Origin of the sequence: Fodinibacter luteus (assembly GCF_039541575.1) — a bacterium.
Classification (GTDB): domain Bacteria; phylum Actinomycetota; class Actinomycetes; order Actinomycetales; family Dermatophilaceae; genus Fodinibacter; species Fodinibacter luteus.
This window is the reverse complement of sequence record NZ_BAABGM010000015.1, coordinates 38696-62088: the sequence shown is the minus strand read 5'-3', so window position 1 is coordinate 62088 and position 23393 is coordinate 38696. Positions and strand designations below refer to the sequence as shown.

At 70.5% G+C, this 23393-nt stretch carries 26 protein-coding genes; 19 read left to right on the top strand and 7 right to left on the bottom strand.

Going from position 1 to position 23393, the window contains the following annotated elements; genetic code table 11:
* Positions 1 to 20 precede the first annotated feature (20 nt).
* The 8 genes from ABD899_RS12185 (at position 21) to lpdA (ending at position 7208) form a co-directional block, all read left to right on the top strand.
* Positions 21 to 290: a hypothetical protein gene (locus ABD899_RS12185; protein WP_345206290.1), complete on the top strand. Its 270-nt coding sequence runs from the start codon at positions 21 to 23 to the stop codon at positions 288 to 290.
* Positions 287 to 679: a DUF4233 domain-containing protein gene (locus ABD899_RS12180; protein ID WP_345206288.1), complete on the top strand. Its 393-nt coding sequence runs from the start codon at positions 287 to 289 to the stop codon at positions 677 to 679. The genes ABD899_RS12185 and ABD899_RS12180 overlap by 4 nt, the downstream gene beginning before the upstream one ends.
* A 20-nt stretch (positions 680 to 699) precedes the next feature.
* Entirely contained in the window at positions 700 to 1122 is a 423-nt protein-coding gene (gene ndk, locus ABD899_RS12175; protein WP_345206286.1) for a nucleoside-diphosphate kinase, read from the top strand.
* Positions 1123 to 1252: 130 nt separating this feature from the next.
* On the top strand, positions 1253 to 2287 hold the full coding sequence (gene mreB / locus ABD899_RS12170) for a rod shape-determining protein (RefSeq protein ID WP_345206283.1): 1035 nt from the start codon (positions 1253 to 1255) through the stop codon (positions 2285 to 2287).
* Positions 2288 to 2289: 2 nt separating this feature from the next.
* Positions 2290 to 3234 carry a rod shape-determining protein MreC gene (gene mreC / locus ABD899_RS12165; RefSeq protein WP_345206280.1) on the top strand — a complete coding sequence of 315 codons (945 nt, stop codon included), beginning with the start codon at positions 2290 to 2292 and terminating at the stop codon, positions 3232 to 3234.
* A 64-nt stretch (positions 3235 to 3298) separates the two neighbouring features.
* Positions 3299 to 3787: a rod shape-determining protein MreD gene (gene mreD / locus ABD899_RS12160; RefSeq protein WP_345206277.1), complete on the top strand. Its 489-nt coding sequence runs from the start codon at positions 3299 to 3301 to the stop codon at positions 3785 to 3787.
* Positions 3784 to 5778 (top strand): penicillin-binding protein 2, encoded by a 1995-nt coding sequence (mrdA, locus tag ABD899_RS12155; protein ID WP_345206274.1) that lies wholly within the window; start codon positions 3784 to 3786, stop codon positions 5776 to 5778. Before mreD ends, mrdA begins: the two co-directional genes overlap by 4 nt.
* Before the next feature lie 32 nt (positions 5779 to 5810).
* The gene (gene lpdA / locus ABD899_RS12150; RefSeq protein WP_345206271.1) at positions 5811 to 7208 is read left to right on the top strand and encodes a dihydrolipoyl dehydrogenase; all 1398 of its coding nucleotides are present in this window, start codon (positions 5811 to 5813) and stop codon (positions 7206 to 7208) included.
* A 122-nt stretch (positions 7209 to 7330) separates the two neighbouring features.
* Here lpdA and ABD899_RS12145 read toward each other — a convergent pair whose 3' ends face one another.
* Positions 7331 to 7612, bottom strand: a complete 282-nt coding sequence (locus tag ABD899_RS12145; RefSeq protein WP_345206268.1) for a type II toxin-antitoxin system Phd/YefM family antitoxin — start codon at positions 7610 to 7612, stop codon at positions 7331 to 7333.
* A gap of 88 nt (positions 7613 to 7700) precedes the next feature.
* Between ABD899_RS12145 and ABD899_RS12140 the strand changes: the two genes are divergently transcribed.
* Both ABD899_RS12140 and ABD899_RS12135 read left to right on the top strand, forming a co-directional pair.
* The gene (locus tag ABD899_RS12140; protein ID WP_345206266.1) at positions 7701 to 8315 is read left to right on the top strand and encodes an SOUL family heme-binding protein; all 615 of its coding nucleotides are present in this window, start codon (positions 7701 to 7703) and stop codon (positions 8313 to 8315) included.
* A complete protein-coding gene (locus tag ABD899_RS12135; protein WP_345206263.1) occupies positions 8308 to 8568 on the top strand; it encodes a hypothetical protein in 261 nt (86 codons plus the stop codon). Before ABD899_RS12140 ends, ABD899_RS12135 begins: the two co-directional genes overlap by 8 nt.
* A gap of 56 nt (positions 8569 to 8624) precedes the next feature.
* Here ABD899_RS12135 and ABD899_RS12130 read toward each other — a convergent pair whose 3' ends face one another.
* Positions 8625 to 9005 carry a VOC family protein gene (locus tag ABD899_RS12130; RefSeq protein WP_345206261.1) on the bottom strand — a complete coding sequence of 127 codons (381 nt, stop codon included), beginning with the start codon at positions 9003 to 9005 and terminating at the stop codon, positions 8625 to 8627.
* A gap of 173 nt (positions 9006 to 9178) precedes the next feature.
* Here ABD899_RS12130 and ABD899_RS12125 point away from each other — a divergent pair, with 173 nt between their 5' ends.
* Positions 9179 to 9622, top strand: a complete 444-nt coding sequence (locus ABD899_RS12125) for a VOC family protein (protein WP_345206259.1) — start codon at positions 9179 to 9181, stop codon at positions 9620 to 9622.
* A 47-nt stretch (positions 9623 to 9669) separates the two neighbouring features.
* On the opposite strand, the gene ABD899_RS12120 is transcribed toward ABD899_RS12125, so the two are convergent.
* A complete protein-coding gene (locus ABD899_RS12120) occupies positions 9670 to 10173 on the bottom strand; it encodes an SRPBCC family protein (protein ID WP_345206256.1) in 504 nt (167 codons plus the stop codon).
* Position 10174: 1 nt separating this feature from the next.
* Positions 10175 to 10504, bottom strand: a complete 330-nt coding sequence (locus ABD899_RS12115; RefSeq protein ID WP_345206255.1) for an ArsR/SmtB family transcription factor — start codon at positions 10502 to 10504, stop codon at positions 10175 to 10177.
* Between the two features lie 230 nt (positions 10505 to 10734).
* On the opposite strand from ABD899_RS12115, the gene ABD899_RS12110 reads away from it, so the two are divergent.
* From ABD899_RS12110 to ABD899_RS12080, 7 genes are all read left to right on the top strand, one after another.
* Positions 10735 to 12552 (top strand): polysaccharide biosynthesis protein, encoded by a 1818-nt coding sequence (locus ABD899_RS12110; protein ID WP_345206253.1) that lies wholly within the window; start codon positions 10735 to 10737, stop codon positions 12550 to 12552.
* Positions 12549 to 13841: a Vi polysaccharide biosynthesis UDP-N-acetylglucosamine C-6 dehydrogenase TviB gene (gene tviB / locus ABD899_RS12105; RefSeq protein WP_345206251.1), complete on the top strand. Its 1293-nt coding sequence runs from the start codon at positions 12549 to 12551 to the stop codon at positions 13839 to 13841. Before ABD899_RS12110 ends, tviB begins: the two co-directional genes overlap by 4 nt.
* Positions 13838 to 14995: a DegT/DnrJ/EryC1/StrS family aminotransferase gene (locus ABD899_RS12100; RefSeq protein ID WP_345206248.1), complete on the top strand. Its 1158-nt coding sequence runs from the start codon at positions 13838 to 13840 to the stop codon at positions 14993 to 14995. The genes tviB and ABD899_RS12100 overlap by 4 nt, the downstream gene beginning before the upstream one ends.
* Positions 14982 to 15614: a sugar transferase gene (locus tag ABD899_RS12095; protein WP_345206246.1), complete on the top strand. Its 633-nt coding sequence runs from the start codon at positions 14982 to 14984 to the stop codon at positions 15612 to 15614. The genes ABD899_RS12100 and ABD899_RS12095 overlap by 14 nt, the downstream gene beginning before the upstream one ends.
* Entirely contained in the window at positions 15611 to 16279 is a 669-nt protein-coding gene (locus tag ABD899_RS12090) for an acetyltransferase (RefSeq protein ID WP_345206243.1), read from the top strand. Before ABD899_RS12095 ends, ABD899_RS12090 begins: the two co-directional genes overlap by 4 nt.
* 83 nt (positions 16280 to 16362) lie before the next feature.
* A complete protein-coding gene (locus tag ABD899_RS12085) occupies positions 16363 to 17154 on the top strand; it encodes an alpha-1,2-fucosyltransferase (RefSeq protein WP_345206241.1) in 792 nt (263 codons plus the stop codon).
* 313 nt (positions 17155 to 17467) lie between these two features.
* On the top strand, positions 17468 to 18313 hold the full coding sequence (locus ABD899_RS12080; protein WP_345206238.1) for a glycosyltransferase family 4 protein: 846 nt from the start codon (positions 17468 to 17470) through the stop codon (positions 18311 to 18313).
* A gap of 33 nt (positions 18314 to 18346) precedes the next feature.
* Here the strand turns inward: ABD899_RS12080 and ABD899_RS12075 are convergent, their stop codons facing one another.
* Together ABD899_RS12075 and ABD899_RS12070 are read right to left on the bottom strand one after the other, a co-directional pair.
* A complete protein-coding gene (locus ABD899_RS12075; protein ID WP_345206236.1) occupies positions 18347 to 18982 on the bottom strand; it encodes an alpha-1,2-fucosyltransferase in 636 nt (211 codons plus the stop codon).
* 148 nt (positions 18983 to 19130) lie between these two features.
* Positions 19131 to 20204: an IS630 family transposase gene (locus tag ABD899_RS12070; RefSeq protein WP_345206234.1), complete on the bottom strand. Its 1074-nt coding sequence runs from the start codon at positions 20202 to 20204 to the stop codon at positions 19131 to 19133.
* Between the two features lie 295 nt (positions 20205 to 20499).
* On the opposite strand from ABD899_RS12070, the gene ABD899_RS12065 reads away from it, so the two are divergent.
* On the top strand, positions 20500 to 21330 hold the full coding sequence (locus ABD899_RS12065; protein WP_345206231.1) for a glycosyltransferase family 2 protein: 831 nt from the start codon (positions 20500 to 20502) through the stop codon (positions 21328 to 21330).
* A gap of 29 nt (positions 21331 to 21359) precedes the next feature.
* On the opposite strand, the gene ABD899_RS12060 is transcribed toward ABD899_RS12065, so the two are convergent.
* Positions 21360 to 23267 carry an FkbM family methyltransferase gene (locus ABD899_RS12060; RefSeq protein ID WP_345206228.1) on the bottom strand — a complete coding sequence of 636 codons (1908 nt, stop codon included), beginning with the start codon at positions 23265 to 23267 and terminating at the stop codon, positions 21360 to 21362.
* Positions 23268 to 23393 lie beyond the last annotated feature (126 nt).

Sequence of the window (23393 nt, the reverse complement as noted above, 5' to 3'; positions counted from 1 at the left end):
CCCGACATACGCTTGGCGGCATGAGCCCCTTCGTCAAGCTGGTCCTGATCGTCGCCGCGGCGGCCCTCGTCTGGTGGGTCGTCACGTCGATGCGTGCCAGCCGGGGCGCGACGGCGACGACGTTCACCCCGGTCGAGGAGCTCGCGCCCGAGGTCCGGCAGACCATCGACGCCGCCCTGTCGCGCGGCGAGCTCATCGGCGCGATCCGGCACTACCGCGCGGCGACCGGCGCCGGCCTGGCCCAGTCGAAGGCCGCCGTCGAGACCCGGCGCTGGAAGATGGACGCGTGACCTCGCTGCCGCTCTACGGCCGGCAGGGCAAGTTCACCTTCCGGCTGCTCGCCATCGCGCTCTTCGGGCAGGCCATCATCCTGTCCTTCTTCGCCCTCGTCGCCCGCGGCAACGCCATCGCCGCGGGGCGTCCCGAGGACGGCGACCGGCTCATGTGGGTCGGACTGGGCCTGTCCCTCCTGGCGCTCGTCGCCGCGGGCCTCATGCGCACTCCCGTCGGCATCACCCTCGGCTGGGTCGTCCAGGCCCTGACCTGGGCCAGCGCCGCCCTCGTCACCGCGATGATCGGGGTGGCGATCGTGTTCACGGTGCTGTGGGTGCTGTTGCTCGTGCAGGGCGCCAAGGCTGACCGCATCATCGCCGAGCGGCAGGCGCCGGACGCCGTCTGACCCCCCACTAGGGTGGGGGCGTGACCACCGAGCGCTCCCTCGTCCTCGTCAAGCCCGACGGCTTCGCCCGCGGCCTCACCGGCGAGGTGCTGCGCCGCATCGAGGCGAAGGGCTACGGCCTCGTCGCCCTCCAGGTGCTGACGCCCGACCTCGACCGCCTGCACGCGCACTACGCCGAGCACCAGGGCAAGCCGTTCTTCGAGCCACTGTGCGAGTTCATGTCCTCGGGCCCGGTCACCGCCGTCGTCATCGAGGGCGAGCGCTGCATCGAGGGCTTCCGGGCCCTCGCGGGGGCCACCGACCCCACCGCGGCCCTGCCCGGCACGATCCGCGGCGACCTCGGCCGCGACTGGGGCACCGCCGTCCAGAAGAACATCGTCCACGGCTCGGACTCCCCGCAGTCCGCCGAGCGCGAGATCGGCATCTGGTTCCCCGAGCTCTGACCGACCCGGTTCCCGAGCCCTGACCGCCGGGACCTGACACCGGATGCCGTGGCACGGCATCCGGCGGCAGTTGAGGGCGACCCGGCGCGGCATCCCCGGGCCCGGTGACCGACCGACCTAGCCTGCTGCCATGAGTGGCTGGGCGTCGGGGTGGGTGCGCGGGCGGGACCTCGCGATCGACCTCGGCACCGCCAACACCGTCATCTACGAACGGGGGAGGGGCGTCGTCCTCGACGAGCCCTCGGTCGTCGCGGTGCGCACCGGCACGAGCCAGCTGCTCGCCGCCGGGCACCGCGCCAAGGAGATGCTCGGCCGCACCCCCGAGTCCGTCACCGCGGTGCGGCCGCTGCGCGACGGCGTCATCTCCGACGCCGACGTCACCGAGCGGATGATCCGCTGGTTCGTCGACCAGGTCGCCCCGAGCCGCCTCGTCCGCCCGCGGGTCGTCGTGTGCGTCCCGAGCGACATCACCGGCGTCGAGCGCCGCGCCCTCGAGGACGCCACGGTGCGCTCGGGCGCCCGCCGGGTCTACGTCATCGAGGAGACGATGGCGGCCGCGATCGGCGCCGGCCTGCCCGTCGAGGAGACCCGCGCGTCGATGGTCGTCGACATCGGCGGCGGCACGACCGACGTCGCGATCATCAGCCTCGGCGGCATCGTCACCTCGCGCACGATGCGCATCGGCGGGGACGAGATCGACGAGGCGCTCCTCGCCCACGTCAAGAGCGAGTACAGCCTGCTCCTCGGCGAGCGCAGCGCCGAGGACCTCAAGGTCGGCGCCGGCTCCGCCTTCCCGCTGAGCGAGGAGCTCAGCGAGCGGGTCCGGGGCCGCGACCTCGTCACCGGCCTGCCCCGGACCGTGACGATCGGCTCCGCCGAGGTGCGTCGGGCCATCGAGACCCCGCTCGTGCAGATCGTCGAGCTCGTGCGCACCGTGCTCGACGTCTGCCCGCCCGAGCTCGCCGGCGACGTCGCCGACCGTGGCATCGCGCTCACCGGCGGCGGCGCGCTCATCCGCGGGCTCGACGAGCGGCTCTCCCACGAGCTGGGGGTACCCGTCCGCACCGCCGACGACCCGCTGCACGCCGTCGCCCGCGGTGCCGGGCGCTGCGTCGAGGAGTTCGGCACCCTCGAGCGGGTGCTCGTCGACACCCGCCGGGCCTGACGATGCACGTCCGCCGCACGCCGGGTGCGCCCCGCTCCACCCGTCCCCCCCGCTCCACCCGTCCCTCCCGCGTCGACCGACCCGCGCGCTCGCGCCGCCTGCTCACCGGGGCGCTCGTGGCCACCGGGCTCGTCGTGGCCGCCGGGCTGTCCGGGGCGAGCGGGTTCGAGCCCGTGCGCACCGCCGCGGCGACGGTGCTCGGGCCGCTCGAGCGGGCGCTCGGACCGGGCGAGGATGCCGTCTCGGCGGCCCGCGCGGACCAGGCCGCCCTCGTCGCCCGCCTCGCCGCGGCCGAGCGCTCGGTCGCCGCCGCGCCCGACCTCGCCGCCCTCGTCACCGACCCCGCCCTCGCCGGGACCCGCACCGTCGCCGCCCGAGTCGTGGCGGTCGGCGCCTCCGGCCCCGCTGGCCCGGAGCGGGTGACGATCGACGCCGGCTCCCGCGACGGGGTCCAGGTCGACCGCACCGTCGTCGCACCCGAGGGGCTCGTCGGCCGGGTCGTCGCGGTCGCGCCCTGGACCTCCGACGTGCTGCTCGTCGGCAGCCCCGATCTCGCGGTGGCCGTGCGGGTGGGGGAGCGGGGCGTGCTCGGCGAGGCCTCCGGCTCGGCAGCCACCGGCGCGGCCCGCCCCGAGCCCGGGCTGCTCTCCCTCGGGCTCGTCCAGCGTGGCGAGATGAGGACGGGGGATGCCGTCACGACCCTCGGCAGCGTCGGTGGCCGGCCGTTCGTGCCCGGCATCCGGGTCGGCACCGTGCGCTCGGTCGACGCCGCCGACGGGCGGCTCGCACCCACCGGCTCGGTCGAGCCGGCGGTCGACACGACCTCGCTCGACGTCGTGGCCGTCGTGCTCGGCGACGCGCGCACCACTGCGCGACCGGGCCTCGAGCCGGGTGCGGGCTCGAGCCCTGACGTGCCGCAGGCCCCCGCTTCGACGGGAGGGGGCTGATGAGCCGCCGCACCCGGACCATGAGCCCGCCGGCATGCTTACCCACCATGTCGGGCACCGGCTGATGGGACCCGTCGCAGTCCTCCTCCGCGCCGGCGCGGTCCTGGCCGCGGCCCTGCTGCTCGTGGTCCTCGGCGTACGGCACGTCAGCCCGGTGCCCGACCTCGTCCTCGTGCTCGTCGTCGCGTGGGCGCTGCTCCGCGGTCCGGTCGTGGGCGCTGCCGTCGGCCTCGGAGCCGGCTGGCTGCTCGACCTGGTCCCGCCCGGGTCCGGCCACCTCGGCGTGCTCGCCCTGACCTATGCCGCTGCCGGGGCCCTCGCCGGTCGAGCGCGGGTCGAGGGGCCGGTGTCGGCCCTGCGGGTCGCGGGGGTCGCGCTCGCGGCATCCGCGGTCGTCGAGGGGGTCGTGGTGCTCGGCGCCCTCGTCGTCGGCGCCCCGGTGGCGCTGGCGGACGTGGCGCTGTCCTGCCTGCTCACAGCGACGGTGGCGGCGGTCGTCGTGCCACTCGTCGTCGGGGCCGAGCGCGGCCTCGTCCGCCGGAGGTACGGGTGAGGCGCGACCGCCCGGCATCCGCTCACCAGGGGCGGTTCCTCGCTGTCGTGCTCCTCGTCGTGCTCGGCTTCGCAGCCCTCGTCGGGCGGCTCGGGCAGGTGCAGCTCGTGGGCCACGAGGACTTCGTGGGTGGCGCCTCCGCTCTCGACACCCGCACGATCGTCCTCCCGGCCCTGCGCGGCCGGATCCTCGACAGCCGCGGGCTGCCGCTCGCCGACAACCGGGCCAGCACCGTCGTCACCATCGAGCGTCGGGTGCTGCTCGCCGACCGGGCCCGGGCCGAGGCCGTCGTGCGCGACGTCGCGTCGGTGCTCGGGGTCGACCCGCAACGCCTCCTCGGCCGCACGTGGCTGTGCGGCGAGGACGGGGCCCCGCCCGCTCCCGCCTGCTGGGCCGGCTCGCCGCAGGTGCCGGTGCCCCTGGCCGAGGACGTCGATCCGACGAGGGCGCTCTCCCTCGTCGAGCAGCCGGGCCGCTTCCCGGGGGTGGCCGTCGCGGCGCGTCCCGTGCGCACCTACCCGCGACCGCTCGGCACGAGCGCGGCGCAGCTCGTGGGCTACCTCGGCCAGGTGCGCACCGACGAGATCGAGCGCGACGACACCCTCACCCCCGAGGACCTCGTCGGCCGGGCCGGGCTCGAGCAGCAGTACGACTCGGTGCTGCGTGGAACGCCCGGCCGCACCGTCGTCGCGGTCGACGCCCGCGGGCTCGTCACCCGCGTCGTCTCGCGCACCGAGCCGGTGCCCGGCCGCGACCTCGTGACGTCGATCGACGCACGGGTCCAGGCGAGCGCCGAGCGCGCCCTCGCCACCGAGATGGCGGCGGCCCGCACCCGCGGCTGGCCGGCCGACTCGGGCGCCGTCGTCGTGCTCGACCCGCGCACCGGGGCGGTGGCAGCGCTCGCCAGCGCACCGGCATACGACCCGAACATCTGGACCGGCGGCATCTCGTCCTCCGACTACGCCCGGCTCACCGACCCGAAGGCCGGCACGCCGCTGCTGTCGCGGGCCGTCGGGGTGGGCCTCGCGCCGGCGAGCACGCTCAAGCCCGCGTCGGTCGCGGCGGCCGTGCGCGCCGGCAACCCGCTCCGCGGCCGCTACGGCTGCCCCGCGAGCTACCGCATCGGCGACCGGGTCTTCCGCAACCACGAGACCTCGGGCCGCGGCCAGATCAGCTTCGCCGAGGCCATCCGGGTGTCCTGCGACACCGTCTTCTACGCCGTCGCCCACGACGCGTGGCGGGACCAGGGCGGCACGACGGCATCCGTCGACGCCCCCGACCCGTTCGCGGCCGTCGCCCGCGGGCTCGGTCTCGGGACGCCGACCGGCGTCGACCTGCCCGGCGAGGCGCCCGGCAGCGTGCCCGACCGGGCGTGGAAGCAGAACCGGTGGGAGGCGACGAAGGACGAGAGCTGCCGTCGGGGCCGCACCGGCTACCCGGACGTCGCGGACCCCGCGCACGCGGCCTACCTTCGCCAGGTCGCGAGGGAGAACTGCGAGGACGGGTTCCGCGTGCGCGCCGGCGACGCCGCCAACCTCTCGATCGGCCAGGGTGATGTCACCGCCACCCCGCTGCAGGTCGCGGTCATGTATGCGGCGCTCGCGAACGGCGGCACCGTCGTCACGCCCCGCGTCGGGTCGGCGCTCGTCGACCCGGTCGGCGGCGGCGAGGATGCCGTGCCCGCCGGCCCCCGGCGGCGCGCGCCGGTGCCCGAGGACGTCGGCGCCTACCTGCGCGACGCGCTGCGCACCGCGGTGGAAGACGGCAGCGTGCGCGGCCGGTTCGACCGGATGCCGGCCTGGCCGGTCGCGGGGAAGACCGGCACGGGGGAGGTGGCCGGCAAGCGGGACACGTCGTGGTTCGCGTCGTACGCGCCGGCGAACGCCCCGCGATGGGTCGTGACGGCCGTCGTCGCGCAGGGCGGCCCGGGCTCGACGACCGCTGCGTCGGTGGCAGGTGCGGTGCACGAGACCCTTCGCGGCCTGCGCTGAGCGCGCCGGGCGTCCCCCGATAAGGTGGCCGCATGGCTGACTTCGACGTCGTGGTGCTCGGTGCTGGTCCTGGTGGTTACGTCGCGGCGATCCGCGCCTCGCAGCTCGGGAAGAAGGTCGCGGTCGTCGAGAAGAAGTACTGGGGCGGGGTCTGCCTCAACGTCGGCTGCATCCCGAGCAAGGCGCTCATCAAGAACGCCGAGCTCGCGCACCTGCTCACCCACGACAAGAAGAAGTTCGGCATCGAGGGCGACGCCACGATGTCGTACGGCCCGACCCACCAGCGCTCGCGCCAGGTCTCGGCCGGCATCGTCAAGGGCGTGCACTTCCTCATGAAGAAGAACAAGATCGAGGAGATCGACGGCTGGGGGACCCTCACCGGCCCGACCTCGATGGACGTCGCGCTCAACGACGGCTCGACCCGCCAGCTGACCTTCGACCACCTCATCATCGCCGCGGGCGCCACGACCCGGATGCTGCCCGGCGTCTCCGTCTCGCAGAACGTCGTCACCTACGAGGAGCAGATCCTCGACGAGAACCTCCCCGGCTCCATCGTCATCGCCGGGTCGGGCGCGATCGGGGTCGAGTTCGCCTACGTCATGAAGAACTTCGGTGTCGACGTGACGATCGTCGAGTTCCTCGACCGGATGGTGCCGACCGAGGACGCCGACATCTCCAAGGAGCTCGCGAAGCACTACAAGAAGCTCGGAGTCAAGGTCCTCCTCGGCACGAAGGTCGAGGGCGTCGAGGACACCGGCTCCGGCGTGAAGGTGACGGTCTCGCCGGCATCCGGCGGTGAGAAGCAGGTGCTCGAGGCCGACAAGTTCCTCTCGGCGATCGGCTTCGCGGCCCGGGTCGAGGGCTACGGGCTCGAGTCGACCGGCGTCGCGGTCAGCGAGCGCGGGGCCATCGAGATCGACGAGTACTGCCGCACCAACGTGCCGAACGTCTACGCCATCGGCGACTGCACCGCGAAGCTCATGCTCGCCCACGTCGCGGAGGCGCAGGGCATCGTCGCCGCCGAGACCCTCGCCGGCGCCGACACGATGCCGGTCGACTACGACTTCGTGCCGCGCGCCACGTACTGCCACCCGCAGATCGGCTCGTTCGGCTACTCCGAGGCGCAGGCCAAGGAGAAGGGCTACGACGTCAAGACGGCCACCTTCCCCTTCACGGCGAACGGCAAGGCCATGGGGCTCGGCGACGCCGTCGGCTTCGTCAAGGTCGTCGCCGACGCGAAGCACAACGAGATCCTCGGCGCCCACATGATCGGCCCCGACGTCACCGAGCTGCTGCCGGTGCTGACGCTGGCCCAGAAGTGGGATCTCACCGCCGACGAGCTCGCGCGCAACGTCTTCGCGCACCCGACGCTGTCCGAGGCGGTCAAGGAGGCCGTCGAGGGCGTCGTCGGCCACATGATCAACTTCTGACGGCCCGGGTCTTCGGCGCCCTCCAGGTCAGGAGGGGTATCACGGATGGCAATCGCCAGAACCGTCACCGTCCGCGCACCCTCGTCAATTCGGCATAGGACGCAGCTAGTAGGCCTCTCCACTCACGCAGAGTCTCGGCGTGAGCGCATCGCTGCCTCCAGCTCCTTCCGGGTCTCGACCCGATCGGACGCCAGGTCACCTTCGGCCTCGGCCAGCTGGCGCATGAGGTCCCGGTCGCCGAGGACCGCGATGGTCTCCTCGAGCGTTGCGAGGTCGTGAGGGGAGAGCAGGACGGCCGACGGTTGTCCGTGCACCGTGACAGTGACCCGCTCATGCTGCTTGCTGACCCGACTCACGACGTCCGAGAGGTGAGCCTTCGCCGCGGCAAGCGAGATCGTCGTCATGGTCCCAAGTATGTGACCAGGGCGGTCAGGGCTGTCCACCGACAGCCCGGCGAGCCCGCCGCCGGGGGAGCGGCGTAACGTCGAGCACGTGACCGAGCAGCAGCCGTACGAGGTGCTCGAGGAGCACGACGCCTTCGAGCTGCGGCGCTACCCGCCGCACGTCGTCGCCGAGGTCGAGCTCGACGGCTCGTTCGAAGGCGTGGGCAACCGGGCGTTCGGCGCGCTCTTCGGCTACATCACGGGGCGCAACGAGGCACAGCGCTCGGTCGCGATGACGGCGCCGGTCGTGCAGGAGGCGGCCGTCTCGGCGGTGTCCGAGAAGGTGGCCATGACCGCCCCGGTCGTGCAGACCGAGGCGGCGGACGGCAGCTACCTCGTCGCGTTCGTGCTGCCGGCGTCGATGACCATCGACACGGCACCCGTGCCGACGAACCCGGACGTGCGGATCATGGCCGTGCCCGAGCGGCTCGCGGCGGCGGTGGCCTACTCGGGCCGCTGGACGCGCTCGTCGTACGAGCGCCACCTCGCCGAGCTGCTCGCAGCCGTGACCGAGGCGGGGTTCGTCCCCGTCGGCTCGCCCCGGTTCGCCCGGTTCGACCCGCCCTTCAAGCCGTGGTTCCTGCGCCGCAACGAGGTCGTGCGGGACGTCACCCTGGGGTCTGGCGCGTCGGATGCCGGTCCGGTCATGATGGAGGATGCCTGAGCGGTCCGCACTGCCGACCCGCGGTGAGGTCGTCGTCGACTCCCGTGGCGGCGACCGCGCCCTTCGGGTCTCCTGGCACCCCGAGCACGGGCTCGTCGTCCTCTCGATCTGGCGGGGGCCGACGTGCGTCGCCACGGTGCAGGTCGCCGCGGCAGAGGTGCCGCACCTCGTCGAGGTCCTCGTGCGCGGGCTGGCGGTGCCGGGCACGGCCCGTCGCACGGTCGTGACCCGCCCCCTCGAGCAGGTGGGGTGACGTCCTTCCGGGCGGCCGTCGCCTTTGTGCTCCGCCGGTAGCTACGCCACCGGTGGCTACACCCCGGTCTCGACGTTGAGGATGTTGCCGTCCGGGTCCTCGAACCATGCGCTGCGGAACTCGCCGAACGACGCCACCCCGTCGACCCAGTCGAGCTCCTCGGCCTCGAAGGTCTGGAAGTCGATGCCGTTGTCGCGCAGCGCCTGCACCTCGGCGTCGAACTGGTCGCCCGGCACCTGGAACGACAGCGCCGTCGCCCGGTTCGTGCCCGCGAACGACGAGGGGTACACGAGGAACTCGCGCGATCCCGCGGCATACAGCACGCCCTCGGCGACCTCGCGTCTCGGGGTGAAGCCGAGCACCCCCTCGTAGAACTCCCGGGCCTTGTCCAGGTCCTTCACCGCGAGCGTGGCAATGGGGTCGTGGTCGCCGAGCATGGTGTCTCCAGCGCGGACCGGGCGACCGTCGTCCGGTCGGCACTCCACGGTAGGGAGGCCGGGGTGGCCCGGTCAATGCACCGAAATGACCATCCAGGGTGCCGTGCGGCCGGCTCTCCGGATGCCGTGCGCCTGGCCGTCCCGCTGTCGGTGCCGGCCGCGACACTGTGGGGATGGACCGTTCCGCCGATCCCATCCAGGTCGTCATCGACGCCGCCGACCCCGGCGCCCTGAGCGCCTTCTGGGCGCAGGCCCTCGCAGGCCGCGGGTACGCCGTGCCAGGGCCGCCGGGTGACTTCGCGGACTGGCCCGCGTTCCTCGCCGCGAACGGCGTGCCGCCGCAGCGGTGGAACGACGCCTCGGCGATCGAGGCCGATGGCCAGCCGCGGATCTTCTTCCAGCGCGTGCCCGAACCCAAGACGGTCAAGAACCGGGTGCACCTCGACCTGCTCGCCGGCGGCGGGCCGTCGGTCCCGCTCGAGGAGCAGCGGGCGCGGGTCGCCGAAGAAGTGGCCCGGCTCGAGGGGCTGGGCGCCACGAGGGTCGAGGAGCACGCCGACCTCGGGGTCCACTGGGTCGTCATGCGTGACCCCGAGGGCAACGAGTTCTGCGTCTGAGCCCCGCACCGCCCAGCCGCTCGTGCGCGGGCTGGGCACCGGTGTGGCTACGCCGACGCCACCGGGTGGGCCGCGAGGAAGCCGTCGATCTGGTTGATCGCGGTGGTCGCGCCCTCCTCGACGCCCATGGCGAGGACGGTCTGGAGTCCCTCGGCGGTGGCGTAGACGCTGTGGTAGACCACGCGGGTGCCGCCCTCGGCGGCCTCGAAGGTGTAGGTGTTCTCGGACACGGGCATGTCGGGGTTCGGGGTGAGGTCCTCGTGCGCGAAGCCGTCGAGGAAGGTGAACCGCGTCGTGGGCTCCACGCCGGTGATGTCCCAGTACCCGGCGAACTTCTCGCCCTCGGGGGAGGTCATGTAGTAGGTCGTGCGGCTGCCCGCGCGCAGCTCGTGGTCGACGAACGTCGCCGGGTACTGCGGAGGCCCCCACACCCGCTCGAGCTGGCGTGGGTCGGCGTACAGGGCCCAGACCCGCTCGGGCGGGGCCGCGAACTGCGCGGTGATGACGATGGTGCGGTTCTCGATGTCCTTGCTGATGCCGGTGACGGGCATGTCAGTCTCCCTGGGTGAGTAGTGCGTCGATGCGAGCGACCCGGCCGCGCCATACCGCCTCGAGCTCGTCGAGCATCGTGGCCACGGAGCGGACCGCCTCCACGTCGCCGCTCGCCAGCTGCTCGCGCCCGTTGCGTCGCTTGGTCAACAGGCCAGCCCTCTCGAGCACGGCGACGTGTTTCTGGACGGCGGCGAAGCTCATGTCGTACTTCGCCGCCAGGGTCGTCACCGAGTGCTCCCCGGCGAGCACGCGGCGCAGGATGTCGCGCCGGGTGCGGTCGGAGAGTGCGTGGAACAGGGCGTCCGCCCGGCCCTCGCTGTCCTCGATCACGTCGCCAACCTACAACCAAGTGGTTGTAGGTTGTCAAGGGCCGGATGCCGGCCTGCCCCCGCGCGCGACGGGCGGCGGTGTGCTTCCAAGCCCCTGACCACGGCAAACGGTGTTTGGACAAGGGCGTCTCCGTTTCACCGTTTGGTCTGAACCGCCCCGGAACTGGCGTACCCTGTGGGAGGTTGCAGGGGCCAACAGCAGGGAGTTGGGACGTGTCGAGTAGGTCGTCAGTGGTCGTCCGGCGATCGGCTGTTGTTGGTTGGGATGCCCTGTCGTGGGTCCTTGCCGCGCTCGCCTACTTCCTCCTCCGGTTCGACCTCGTTGTCTCTGAGCGCGTTTGGCAGGGGGTGCTCGCGTACACGGCCGTCGCCATCGTGCTTCAGGTGGTGGCTGGGTTCGTCTTCCACCTCTACCTCGGCCGCAGCCGGCTCGGCAGCTTCGACGAGGTGACGCTCCTCGGCGGCATCGTCGCCGGGGTGAGCGTGCTCGCCGGGGCCGTCCTCGTCCTGACCCAACCAGTCTGGTCGCGGGGTGCCGCCATCGTCGTGCCGACCCTGGCGTTCCTCGTCATGGCGGCAGGTCGGTGGGTGTTCCGCACCGCCGTGGGTGAGAAGCAGCACCAGAGCGACGGGGCGGTCCCCGCCATCGTCTATGGCGCCGGTGATGCCGGCCACCAGGTGGCCCGTCTTCTGGCGATGGCCGAGACGCCGCCGTACAAGATCGTCGGGTTCGTCGACGACGACCCGGGCAAGCGGTACCTGCGGGTGCGAGGACAACGGGTCAGGGGCCGGGGCGCCGACGTGGTCGAGATCGCGCGGGAGACCGACGCGCAGGTCGTCATCCTGGCCGTCACCCAGGCGAGCCCGCAGCTGCTCCAGGACCTGTCCGACCGGTGCTCGGTCGCCGGGCTGAGCCTCATCGTCGTCCCCCCGGTGCGGGAGATGATCTCGGGGCAGGTCCAGCTCGAGCAGCTGCGCGAGTTCAACGTCGCCGACCTCCTGGGCCGCCGCGTGGTCGAGACCGACCTGTCCGCCATCGCCCACTACGTCACCGACCGAGTCGTCCTCGTGACCGGTGCGGGCGGGTCCATCGGCTCCGAGCTGGCCGTCCAGGTCCACGCCCTCGGCCCGGCCAAGCTGCTGCTCCTCGACCGCGACGAGTCCGCCCTTCACGCGGTTCAGCTGCGTCTCTATGGCTCTGGGCTTCTCGACACCGACGACCTTGTCCTCTGTGACATCCGGGATGCCGACGCGCTGCGCCGCGTCTTCGAGCGTCACCACCCCGACGTCGTCTTCCACGCCGCGGCCCTCAAGCACCTGCCGATGCTCGAGCGACACCCCGAGGAGGGCTGGAAGACCAACGTGCTGGGGTCGTTCAACGTCCTGCGCCTCGCCCGCGAGAGCGGGGTCGAGCACTTCGTCAACATCTCCACGGACAAGGCCGCCGACCCGACGAGCGTGCTCGGCCACACGAAGCGGCTCGCCGAGCGCCTCACGGCGTGGTACGCCCGGGAGTCCGGGCTGCCCTACCTGTCGGTGCGCTTCGGCAACGTCCTGGGCTCGCGCGGCTCGGTGCTCGACACCTTCCGCGCCCAGATCGAGCGCGGAGGCCCGGTCACCGTCACCCACCCCGACGTCACCCGCTATTTCATGACCATCCCCGAGGCCTGCGAGCTCGTCCTCCAGGCCGGCGCCATCGGCGAGCCGGGGGACGTCCTTGTCCTCGACATGGGCGAGCCGGTGCGCATCGTCGACGTCGCCCGGCGGCTCATCGACGAGTCCGGCAAGGAGCTCGATGTGCGCTTCACCGGCCTGCGGGACGGCGAGAAGCTGCACGAGGTGCTCGTGAGCGGTGCCGAGCAAGGGTCGCCCAGTGCGCACCCGCTCATCAACCACGTGTCCGTGCCCCCGCTCGACCCGGCCGCGGTCGTGGCCGACCCGCTGGAGCGCAACGAGCTCCGCGACCTGCTGCGTACCTACTCCGGTCCCCATGCCCGTGCCCGCGGGCTCCAGGGCGGGTCGGCGGCTCCCGTAGGCTCGGTCGCGTGACTGCTCTTCCCACCGTCCCCTCCGGGGTTCGCTTGGCGGTCGTCGGCCTCGGCTACGTCGGCCTGCCGCTGGCCGTCGAGTTCGGCAGGGTGGTCGACGTCGTCGGCTACGACATCGACGCCCGCCGCGTCAAGGAGCTGCGTGACGGCCATGACCACACCCTCGAGGTGAGCGGCCCCGAACTCGCGGCGGCCACGCGCCTGCGGTTCTCCGACGACGAGGCCGACCTGGTGGCAGCCAACGTCTATGTCGTCACGACGCCGACGCCGATCGACGAGCACAAGCAGCCCGACCTGACGCCCGTGCTGGCGGCCACCGAGGCCATCGCGCGCTCGCTGAGCCCGGGTGACGTCGTGGTCTACGAGTCCACGGTCTACCCGGGCGCCACCGAGGAGCGGTGCGTGCCGCTGCTCGAGGCCGTGTCGGGCCTGCAGTTCAACCGCGACTTCCACGTCGGCTACAGCCCAGAGCGCATCAACCCCGGCGACCGCGAGCACCGCCTCCCGACGATCGTCAAGGTGACCTCGGGGTCGACCCCCGACGTGGCCGACTTCGTCGACGCCCTGTACCGCACCATCATCACCGCGGGCACGCACCGCGCCCCCTCGATCAGGGTGGCCGAGGCGGCCAAGGTCATCGAGAACACCCAGCGCGACGTCAACATCGCCCTCATCAACGAGCTCGCGATGCTGTTCAACCGGCTCGGCATCGACACGGAGGACGTCCTGCGGGCCGCAGGCTCGAAGTGGAACTTCCTCGGCTTCCGCCCGGGCCTCGTCGGGGGGCACTGCATCGGCGTCGACCCGTACTACCTCACCCACAAGGCCCAGGCCGTTGGCTACCACCCCGAGGTCATCCTCGCCGGGCGCCGGCTCAACGACGGCATGGGCGCCTACGTCGCCTCCCAGCTCGTCAAGCGGATGACGAAGCAGGGCATCCAGGTCCAGGGGGCCCGCGTCCTCGTCCTCGGCCTGACCTTCAAGGAGAACACCCCCGACCTGCGCAACTCCCGGGTCGTCGACATCCTCACCGAGCTCGCCGACTACGACATCGACGTCGACGTCCTCGACCCGTGGGCCGACCCGCAGGAGGCCCGCGAGGAGTACGGCGTCGACCTCCTCGAGCAGCCCGAGACGGGGGTGTACGCCGGGGTCGTGCTCGCGGTGGGCCACCGGGAGTTCGTCGAGCTCGGGGCGGAGCGCGTCCGCGCCTTCGGTGCCCCCGGTGCGCACGTGCTCTACGACCTCAAGTACGTCCTGCCCAAGGCTGACTCGGACCTCCGGCTGTGACCGCGCGGATCTACCTCTCTTCCCCCGACGTCACCGATGCGGAGGAGCAGGCCCTCGTGCGGGCGATCCGGTCGGGCTGGGTCGCGCCGCTCGGGCCGGAGGTCGACGCGTTCGAGGCCGAGCTCGCCGACTACTGCGGCCGAGCTCACGCCGTTGCCCTCTCGTCGGGTACCGCGGCCCTGCACCTCGGTCTCTTGGTGCTCGGTGTGGGGCCAGGCGACCTCGTGGCCACGTCCACCATGACCTTCGCTGCGACGGCCAACGCGATCACGTACACGGGTGCCGAGCCGGTCTTCGTGGACTGCGACGAGAGCGGCAACATGGATGCCGGGCTGCTGATGGATGCGCTGTCGCAGGCCCGCGCCGAGGGGCGTCGTGTGACGGCCGTCGTGCCGGTCGACCTGCACGGCAAGGTCGTCGACCACGGCGCCATCGGAGCGGTCGCCGCCGAGCACCGCATCCCCGTGCTGTCCGACGCAGCCGAGTCGCTCGGCGCGAGGCGGGACGGCCGGCCGTCCGGGGCCTTCGGCGCCGCGGCGGCGGTGTCGTTCAACGGCAACAAGATCATGACGACGTCCGGGGGCGGCGCCTTGCTCACCGATGACGCGGCGCAGGCCGGCCGGGTGCGCTACCTCGCCACCCAGGCACGCCAGCCCTTCGTTCATTACGAGCACACCGAGGTCGGATACAACTACCGGCTCTCCAACATCTTGGCCGCGCTCGGGCGGGCGCAGCTGCTCCGGCTCGAGGACATGGTTGAGCGCCGCCGCCAGCACCGCCTCCGTTACCGGCAGATGTTCGCCGACGTTCCGGGCGTTCGACTGCTGGGCGAGCCCTCGGGAGCCGACGGGGGCGCGACCCGGGACAACTTCTGGCTCACGTCGATTCTCGTCGAGCCCAAGGCCGCGGGATTCACAAGCGAGGAGCTTCGCCTCGCACTCGCCGCCGCAGACATCGAGGCTCGCCCCGTGTGGAAGCCGATGCACCTCCAGCCCGTCTTCGCGACCCGACGTGCGTACGTCGACGGGACGAGCCAACGCCTGTTCGAGACTGGGCTGTCACTCCCCAGCGGGTCCGCGCTCACAGACGCGCAGATCGGACGGATCGACGCGGCCATCGCGCAGTTCCTCTCGAGGCTGAATGTCGTTGCCTGAGGCCCGCAGCTACGACGTGGCGAAGCGAGGCGTCGACGTCACGGTGAGTGCGATCGGCCTCGTCTTGACGGCTCCGTTGCAGCTTGTCACGGCCGCAGTAGTGCTGGTCGCGCATGGCCGACCGGTGCTGTTCCGCCAACCGAGGCCCGGCAAGGACGGTATCGTCTTCGAGCTCGTGAAGTTCCGCACGATGCGGCATGCCGACGCCGCCAACTACGTCACGGATGCCGAAAGGCTCACCTCTGTCGGCCGCTTCCTGCGCTCGACGAGCCTCGACGAGCTGCCAACGCTGTGGAACGTCCTCAAGGGCGACATGAGCCTCGTCGGACCCAGGCCGCTGCTCGTGGAGTACCTTCCGCGCTACAGCCCCGAGCAGTCGCGACGGCACGAGGTGCGGCCGGGGGTCACCGGCCTCGCGCAGGTGTCCGGACGCAACGGGCTCACCTGGGAGGAGAAGTTCGCGCTCGACGTCGAGTACGTCGACCGCCGGAGCCTGCGCCTGGACGTGTGGATCCTCGCTCGCACGGTGGGATCCGTCCTGAGGAGGCAGGGGATCAGTGGCGGGGGCGAGGTGACCATGAGCGTGTTCCTGGGGTCGCAGGGCGAGCAGCCCCGATGACGTCGCCTGACCGGGTCGTGGTGGTCGGAGCCTCAGGCTTCGGGCGAGAGTGTCTCGACGTGCTCGAGGCGATGGCCGTTGCGGGTTCGGCGGTCGAGGTTGTCGGCGTCGTCGACGACGGGCCGTCCGAGGTCAATCTGGAGCGACTATCTGCGCGCGGGGCGTCCTTCCTGGGGACGGTGGAGAACTGGCTGACTTCGCGTGGTGCATCGGACAAGTATGTGCTCGGAGTCGGCAGCCCGGAGGTGCGGCGGCGCCTTGTCGAGCGTCTGGGGGATGTCGGGGCGCAGGCATTCGCCGCCATCCACCCGAGTGCCACCTTTGGTGCGCGTGTGGTTCTGGGGGAGGGGGTGGTTGTGTGTGCCGGAGCAGCGATCTCGACAAACGTCCGCATGGGGCGGCACGTGCACGTCAATCCCAACGCGACGATCGGTCATGACGCCGTGTTGGGTGACTTCGTGTCCGTCAACCCGGCAGCTGTGGTCTCGGGCGAGGTCGTCATTGGCGAGGAGACCCTTGTCGGCGCCGCAGCGACTGTGCTGCAGGGGCTGGGCGTGGGAGCGAGAACCATCCTCGGCGCTGGCTCGGTCGTGACGCGAGATGTCCCCTCCGATGCCATCGTCAAGGGGATCCCGGCTCGTCGGGCCACGGGGGACGAGGCATGACCGAATCTACCTGGGCTTCGACCCGTCCCGGGGCAGACACCGTGAGAAGGCTGGGCCGTGGCGCGCAGGCTCGAGCCCGCCGAGTGGTCCGCAGGGGGAGCCGGACCGTTAGGGAGACACCCCCTGGGCTGGGCTTCGGGAACTTCCTTTACCTCTGGCTGCGGGCGGATTCAGAGCAGGCGCGGGGGCACGACCACCGGGTGGTTCGGGTGCCCGGCATGGACCCCTGGTTAGACATGTTCCCCAGCATCCGCGGGCTGCTCGTCGAGCGCAGGGACGTGCGGCCATGGGACCGCCGCGACCCCTCGTGGAACCAGCGGTTCGGCGTCGAGTTCACCAGGGAGGAACTCCAGGCCTTCATCCGTCGGCACCTCATCGGTTCCCAGCTCACTCGCTTGGGAGACGCCGACCGGCGGTCGGTGGTAGTCAACGTTCGGCGGGGGGATTACTACTCGGTGCCCCGACTTCGAGGGCAGTACTCGTTCGACATTCCCGCCTTTCTCGACGTCGCACTCGATGCGTCCGTGCGGGGCGCCGGGCCCGTCGAGCGCATCCGCGTCGTGTCCGACGACGTCGGCTGGTGCCGCGAGCGGCTCGATGGGCTCCTCCGGCGTCGTGCGGGCACCGTCGAGTATCAGGCTCTCTCGAGCACTCCTCAGGAGGACTTCCGGGCGGTTGCCACATCGCCTCGGATCATCGGCACCAACTCGACGTTCTCGTACTGGGCCGGCTACGTGAGCAGCTTCCTCCACGGCGAACAGGCGCAGGTCGTCGTGCCGGCCTTCCACGCGCGCCACGTGGACGGCGGCCGGGCGTACCAGCTCGACCCGGCCTGGACGATCGTCGAGGACATCCCAGGGGGCTGGGATGCCTGAGGGCCGCGAGGGTCGGACCCGATCCGCGGCGGACGCCGACCGGTTGTGGGTCGTCGTCGTTCTTCCGGCTTTGAGCGACCTCCCCTCGGGCGGGTACAAGGTCGCATACACGTACGCGAACCACCTCGCCGGGCGCGGCCATCGGGTCACCGTCATCCACGCGGCGCGCCTGAGCGGCGATGGGGTTCGTCACCGTCCGTGGCGGGCTCGGGCTGTGCGCGCTTGGCGAGAGGTGCGACGGACCGGGGACCGCTTCGACTACCACGTGCGCCGCGGGCACGCGCGGCCGACGTGGTTCGAGCTCGATGAGCGAGTGGAGGTTCGCAACATCGCGTACCTCCTCCCGCGTACGATCCCAAGAGCCGACGTCGTTGTGGCCACCGCCGTCACGACCGCCCGGGTCACCGCGGCCGCGTGCCGGCGGAGCGGGGCGACCGGCATCTACCTCATCCAGAGCTACGAGGACTGGCTCGCCGACCGGGAGGTCGTCGACGCGACCTGGAGGCTACCCCTCACGAACTTCGTCATCGCGGACTGGCTGGCCGACAAAGGAGCCGAGCTTGGTGTGGGGACGGTGCTCGTCCCCAACGGGATCGACCTCGAGGCATTCCCACCTGGCCCGCCCCTCGCGCAGCGGAGGAACGACGTCGTGGCTCTCGCCTCAGACGTCCCGAACAAGCGCACCGACCTGCTTGTCCTGGCGTTGCGACGAGTCGCGGAGCTCCGCGGCGGCCTGAGCGCCGTCGTCTTCGGTACCTGCGCCCGACCGGACGGCCTCCCCGAGAGTGTCGAGTACGTCCGCTCGCCCTCGCCCGACCAACTGTCCGGGCTCTACCGGTCGGCAAAGGTCTACCTGTGCACAAGCGATGCAGAGGGGTGGCACCTCCCCCCGGCCGAAGCGATGAGCAGCGCAACCGCGGTCGTGTCGACGGAGATCGGCGGCGTCATGACCTACGCGCGCGGGGTCTCCGCGACGGCGCTGGCCGGCGACGCCGCGTCGCTGGCGGCCCAAGTGGTCGGGCTCCTCGACGACCCCCAACGCTGCCAGGAGCTCGCGTCTGCCGGCTTGGACCGGATCCGCCACCACGACGAGGCGAGCGCGGCCCGGCGCTTCGGGGATGAGCTCGAGGCGGCTTGGCGGCGTGACCATTGCGGGTAGGGCTCCGCCCTACCGGGTCCGGTCGCTGGAACGTCAGGAGTTCCAACCGCCCGGGATATCCTCGACGACTGACCATCGCGGATTCAACTGCCACGCGGACCAGTCATCCTGACCGCGGCTGAAGAACCGGGGCGCCCATACGTCGGCGTGGGTGCCGGGGTACAGCACGTCGTGTACATATCCCGCCCAGTATGAGAACGTCGAGTTCGTGACGATAAGGCGCCGTGCGGTGGCCACCGTGGCGAGGTCCGCCGCTGCCCCCTGGGCCCCGGTCGCGAAGGACAGGGGGAGTTGCATCTCGGTCTCGATCCATCCGAGGCGAGCTCTGCACCAGTCGAGGCCGTCCGAAACGACATGGACCGCCGATACCGGACGTTGGGTCAAGACCCTCGGAACGGCCACGCGAAGGTAGGCGTCGACGTCGAGTGCGAAGAGACCCCTCACCGTGTGGTCGCTGTAGTGATCGCCTCGGCGAACGTTGATAACCACCCGGTCGCTGTCGACGGGCGGGAAAGCCTCGAGCAGCCGGCGTCGCACGAAGTCCTCGAGATGAGCTTCGCTGAAGTCCTCACCGAACCGCCCGTAGGAGTCGGCCACGGCGCTGCGTCGCACGTCCGTGTACCGGACTTCCTCACGACGGACGGTGAGCTCGGCGAGGGTGGGGAACATATCTAGCCACGGTCGTAGCCGTGGCGTCCTGAGAAACCGTCGATTCGTTGGGTCGAGGTCGCACCAAAGAGCGAGGTACAAGAGGTTCCCTAGGCCCATGTAGGGGCGCGTCCAGATGATCTGGCGCAGGCCGCGCCTCACAAGACCCCTAGTGGCCCGTGCTTGAAGTGTTCTGACGGTTGGCCTTCTTGAGGATCTCGTCGGCGGTCTTGGTCCACACGAAAGGGTGGGCTCGGTCGTTCCAGCCGTCGACGAAGGCGCGGATCTTGGCGTTGAGGTCTTTGACGGATCGGAAGGTTCCGCGGTGGATGGCCTGGCGTTCGATGATGCCGAACCAGACCTCGACCAGGTTCAGCCAGGATCCGGACGTCGCGGTGAAGTGGACCTGGACTCGGGGGTTGGCGGCGAGCCAGTCGCGGATCTCGACGCGCTTGTGGGCGGCGTAGTTGTCCATCACCAGGTGCAGCTGCTGGTCGGGGTAGGCGCGGGCGACCTGCTTGAGGAACGCCAGGAACTCCTGATGCCGATGGCGGGGCTTGACCGCTGCGGTGACCTGGCCGGTCGCGATCTCCAGGGCGGCGAACAAGGTGGTGGTGCCGTGCCGGACGTAGTCGTGGGTGCGCCGCTGGGGCAGCCCTGGTTGCATCGGCAGCATCGGCGCGGTCCGGTCCAGTGCCTGGATCTGGGACTTCTCATCGACGCACAACACGATCGCGTTCTCCGGTGGCGCCAGGTACAGGCCCACCACGTCGGTGACCTTGGCGACCAGCTCTGGGTCGGTGGAGAACTTGAACGTCTCGGCCTGCCACGGCTGCACCCCCGCCTGCCGCCAGATCGCGGCGATCGTGCCGTTGCTGACCCCGAGGTGCCGGCCCAGCAACCGCGAGGACCAGTGCGTGACCCCGTACTTCCTCGGCGGCGGCTCCAGCGTCGTCGACACGACCTTGCTGTAGTCCACCTCCCGTGGCCGGCCCGGGCGTGCCTCGTCCTCCAAGCCGGCGATGCCCTTGGCCCCATACCGGTGGCGCCAGCTGATCACCGTCGGACGCGACACCCCCACCCGCTCGGCGATCGCGACGTTGGTCTCCCCATCCGCGGCCAGCAGCACGATCCGCGCCCGCTGCGCCAACCCGGCCCGCACCGAGGACGAGCGGGTCAACCGGGCCAACTCCTCCCGATCACCCTCACGCAACACCAACGCCGCAGCAGCACGATTCGCCATGCCCGATCATCCCAGCCCGGCAACTGTAAATCAACTAACTACACGCTCCACTAGTTGCAGCCCGCACAGCTTGAGGCCCACGCATGGATGCAGGATATCGGGACCCGTTGCGCTGCGGCTCTCGCTCTCCCGTAGGCTCACGCTGCGTGAACGAGCAGCCGGAAAATGGCCTCATCGATATCAGGTGCCATGGAAGAGAGCCGCTGGCTTTGAGCCCCGGGACCCGGGCTGATCCGCGTCTCCGACAGCGAGACGCGTCTTCATGACCACCGGCCCGACATCGTGGCGGCCACGGGTGACGGCCATCGTCCCTGCGTACAACTCCGAGAAGTTCATCGCACAGGCGCTAGGCTGCCTGGCCTCGCAGACCTGGAACGATCTGGAGATCCTTGTCGGTGATGACGCTTCGACCGACGGCACGCTCGACGTCATCCGGCGCTTCGCGGATGGGCGCTCCAATGTCGTCGTCGTCGCTCGCGAGGTTAACGTTGGCTGGTTGGCCAACAGCAACGACCTCCTCTCACGGGCTTCTGGAGAGCTGCTCTTCTTTGCCTTTCACGACGACCTCGTGCATCCCGAGTACGTCGAACGCCTCGTGCACGCCCTCAGTCAGAACCACCGCGCTGTCCTCGCGTTCAGCGACCTGGATCTGGTCGCTCTCGACGGCGAGCGGAGTTCGTGCACCTTCCCGGACCTTGACGGCATCCATGGGCGGTTGGCTCGAGGCATTGGGATGGCCAAGAGGCCGACCAACTGGTGGGTTGCGATCCACGGCCTCGTCAGGACATCCGCCGCTCGTCAGGTCGGTGGCCTGCGCCTCAATGAGGCAGGGGAGTACGCCGCCGACTGGCCATGGATGATGCATTTGGCGCTGCTGGGGGAGTTCGTGCGGGTGCCCGAGTCCCTGTGCATTAAGACGGTGAGGGAGGGGAGCGTCAGCCGGAGTTGGGGCAGTGGAGGCGAGCTGGGGCGCGCTGCCCGGAAGGCGTGTGTTGCCGAGGTGTGGCGGAGTCCTCTGTCGTGGGCAGAGAAGCTGCTCCTCACTGCGGAGATCCGACGGTCCGTGCCTCTGCCAGCGCACATGCGTCCAGCGGCAAGAAGAACGCTCAGGCGGCTCCTGCCATGACGTCGAACGGGTGCCGTTTGGGCGACGCTTCAGTCCGATTGGACAACGGCAAAGCCGGCACGTCGCACCGAGGCAACGAAGGAGCGCTCGTCTTCTTGGGGAACGAAGCAGAAGTTGTTGGCATACGAGGATGGTCGGGCTGCGCCGTTGGCGACGGTCTCTTGATCGTCTACCGATTGATGGATCGCCGGGTCGAAGCTACGCACAGGTACCAAGCGGTCTGGACATATCGCCCATCCGGCATACCCGGCTTGCGACATCAGCGCGATGAGCTGCGCGACCGCTGCCGACCTGTGGCGGACCTCGGCTTCGATCAGCCAGGTCCGGACGACGTGGTTGGTCAGCAGTCGGGAGGCCCCGGCAAGGACCTCCAGTTCGTGACCCTCGACATCGATCTTGACCATCGCACCCGCTTCCAGCCCAAGATCATCGAGGGTGTACAGCGGCACGGATAGGCGACGACCCTCATGGAGAGCATCTCGCTCGAGGGACGCTCGCGTCCCCCGTTGCATCCCGTCCACCACGGGCACGATCAGGTCAGCCCAACCGGGCGCCGATGAGAGCGCGCCAGCCACGACGTGGACCTTCCGGCCGAAGGTGGAGCGTAAGCGCTTGGCTAGCTCAGGCAGTGGTTCCACTGCCACGACAGAGCGAGCTCGGCAGCGTAGCGCCATCGCAGTGTACAAACCAGCGTTGGCGCCAACATCGACAAACGGCACACCCCTGGCTCGGACGGCTAAGAGGCGCAACTCCGGCTCGGAGACTCGAGAGATCCTTTGCGCATATCGCTGAGCGCGAAGGGAAGACACGATGGTGATTCGAGACGCAACGTCTAACGCCGAGCGGCCTATTGCGCGGAGCCGATACCAAGGCCACCTTCTAGGTGCGGGAGGTGGAGCGCCCACCAGTAACCGGTCGATGACCATGGCTGCCACGGTATCGGGGTCATGTGCTTCGGCGACCATGATTGCGCTGGTGCGGGCATCCTCATGGCGAGGTGAACCGGCTTGCGCGGCCCACCTGTCCCACATTGCCGGGGGGGGTGAACCTGACCCGGACGTCACTTCGATAGCGCCGGGGTGAGCGGATGCGAGTTCCCTGAAGTAGGCAAGATCGCTCGCGATTGCCGGGACACCCGCGCCGAGGCATGTCACAAGAGCTCCGCTGTTGGACGTCCGTTCGTAGAGGAAGACGCCCCAGTCGGCCAGTGCCAGAAGATCGAACAATTGCTCGTCAGTGTGGCGCGTCAGGTGAAGCTCCACATTCGGAGCACCAGCAGCCGCTTCGCAAATGGCCGCCCCGTAGGCTTCGTCCACGGGCTGGCCCGCCACGATGAGCCGCCGCGGAATCCCGTTACCCCCGACATCGGCGAAGGATTCGATTGCCTCGACCACGCTCTTGGCCCGACGGAGGTTGCCGAATAGGAGGAACGTCACCGGCCCCTCTGGCCTCGGTCTACGGTGGCTTGAGTTCAGCGAGACCATCGGCAGAGGCGTGACCACGGTCTTGGACCGTAGCCGCCTCAGCGGTCGAAACTTCTCCAAGAATGCTTGTTCTGCCGACGAGGACTGGAACTGCACCGTATCTGCCAGCGCGAAGGTGACTGCCATAGCCGCGGAGAACACACGCGGGTCCGCCGATCGATCATGCGGTTCCACGTTGTGAACGGTCCACCAGATCTTTCGGCCCCTGCAGCGAGCCAGCAGGAGTAGCACAGCCAACTTGGTCAAGGTTGCGATGCTTCGCACCAGCGGCTGTGGTGTTGCCAGATGATCGAGCCAGTTCAGGTGATAGACCTCACGTTCCGCCCGCGACCGATTGGGCGCCAGTACCCAGGATCTCAGGGAGGCAGTGCGCAACACCACGCCCTGGCGGCTCATCGCCGCATAGAGCGCGGCCAGATGCGGCTCTGAGTTGGCCCACTCAGGCGTGGTCACCGTCAGTTGCGACCGCCCGGTCACGAGTGGGTCCGCCAGTGTGAGCGGTACCGGGGCGTCGTGGTCATCCATGAGGCGCGCCACCATACTCGATGGCAGATCGCAGCCCGAATTCGACGTAGGCGA

What these genes read in the sequence shown, in the direction of transcription:
- ABD899_RS12185 (WP_345206290.1), top strand. Translation starts at nt 21, where the DNA reads ATGAGCCCCTTCGTCAAGCTGGTCCTGATCGTCGCCGCGGCGGCCCTC.
- ABD899_RS12120 (WP_345206256.1), bottom strand. Translation starts at nt 10,173, where the DNA reads ATGCCCGTCACCGGCATCAGCAAGGACATCGAGAACCGCACCATCGTC.
- ABD899_RS12130 (WP_345206261.1), bottom strand. Translation starts at nt 9,005, where the DNA reads ATGCTCGGCGACCACGACCCCATTGCCACGCTCGCGGTGAAGGACCTG.
- lpdA (WP_345206271.1), top strand. Translation starts at nt 5,811, where the DNA reads ATGGCTGACTTCGACGTCGTGGTGCTCGGTGCTGGTCCTGGTGGTTAC.
- ABD899_RS12125 (WP_345206259.1), top strand. Translation starts at nt 9,179, where the DNA reads ATGGACCGTTCCGCCGATCCCATCCAGGTCGTCATCGACGCCGCCGAC.
- mreC (WP_345206280.1), top strand. Translation starts at nt 2,290, where the DNA reads ATGCACGTCCGCCGCACGCCGGGTGCGCCCCGCTCCACCCGTCCCCCC.
- ABD899_RS12095 (WP_345206246.1), top strand. Translation starts at nt 14,982, where the DNA reads ATGTCGTTGCCTGAGGCCCGCAGCTACGACGTGGCGAAGCGAGGCGTC.
- mreD (WP_345206277.1), top strand. Translation starts at nt 3,299, where the DNA reads ATGGGACCCGTCGCAGTCCTCCTCCGCGCCGGCGCGGTCCTGGCCGCG.
- ABD899_RS12075 (WP_345206236.1), bottom strand. Translation starts at nt 18,982, where the DNA reads ATGTTCCCCACCCTCGCCGAGCTCACCGTCCGTCGTGAGGAAGTCCGG.
- ABD899_RS12090 (WP_345206243.1), top strand. Translation starts at nt 15,611, where the DNA reads ATGACGTCGCCTGACCGGGTCGTGGTGGTCGGAGCCTCAGGCTTCGGG.
- ABD899_RS12135 (WP_345206263.1), top strand. Translation starts at nt 8,308, where the DNA reads ATGCCTGAGCGGTCCGCACTGCCGACCCGCGGTGAGGTCGTCGTCGAC.
- ABD899_RS12145 (WP_345206268.1), bottom strand. Translation starts at nt 7,612, where the DNA reads ATGACGACGATCTCGCTTGCCGCGGCGAAGGCTCACCTCTCGGACGTC.
- ABD899_RS12070 (WP_345206234.1), bottom strand. Translation starts at nt 20,204, where the DNA reads ATGGCGAATCGTGCTGCTGCGGCGTTGGTGTTGCGTGAGGGTGATCGG.
- mreB (WP_345206283.1), top strand. Translation starts at nt 1,253, where the DNA reads ATGAGTGGCTGGGCGTCGGGGTGGGTGCGCGGGCGGGACCTCGCGATC.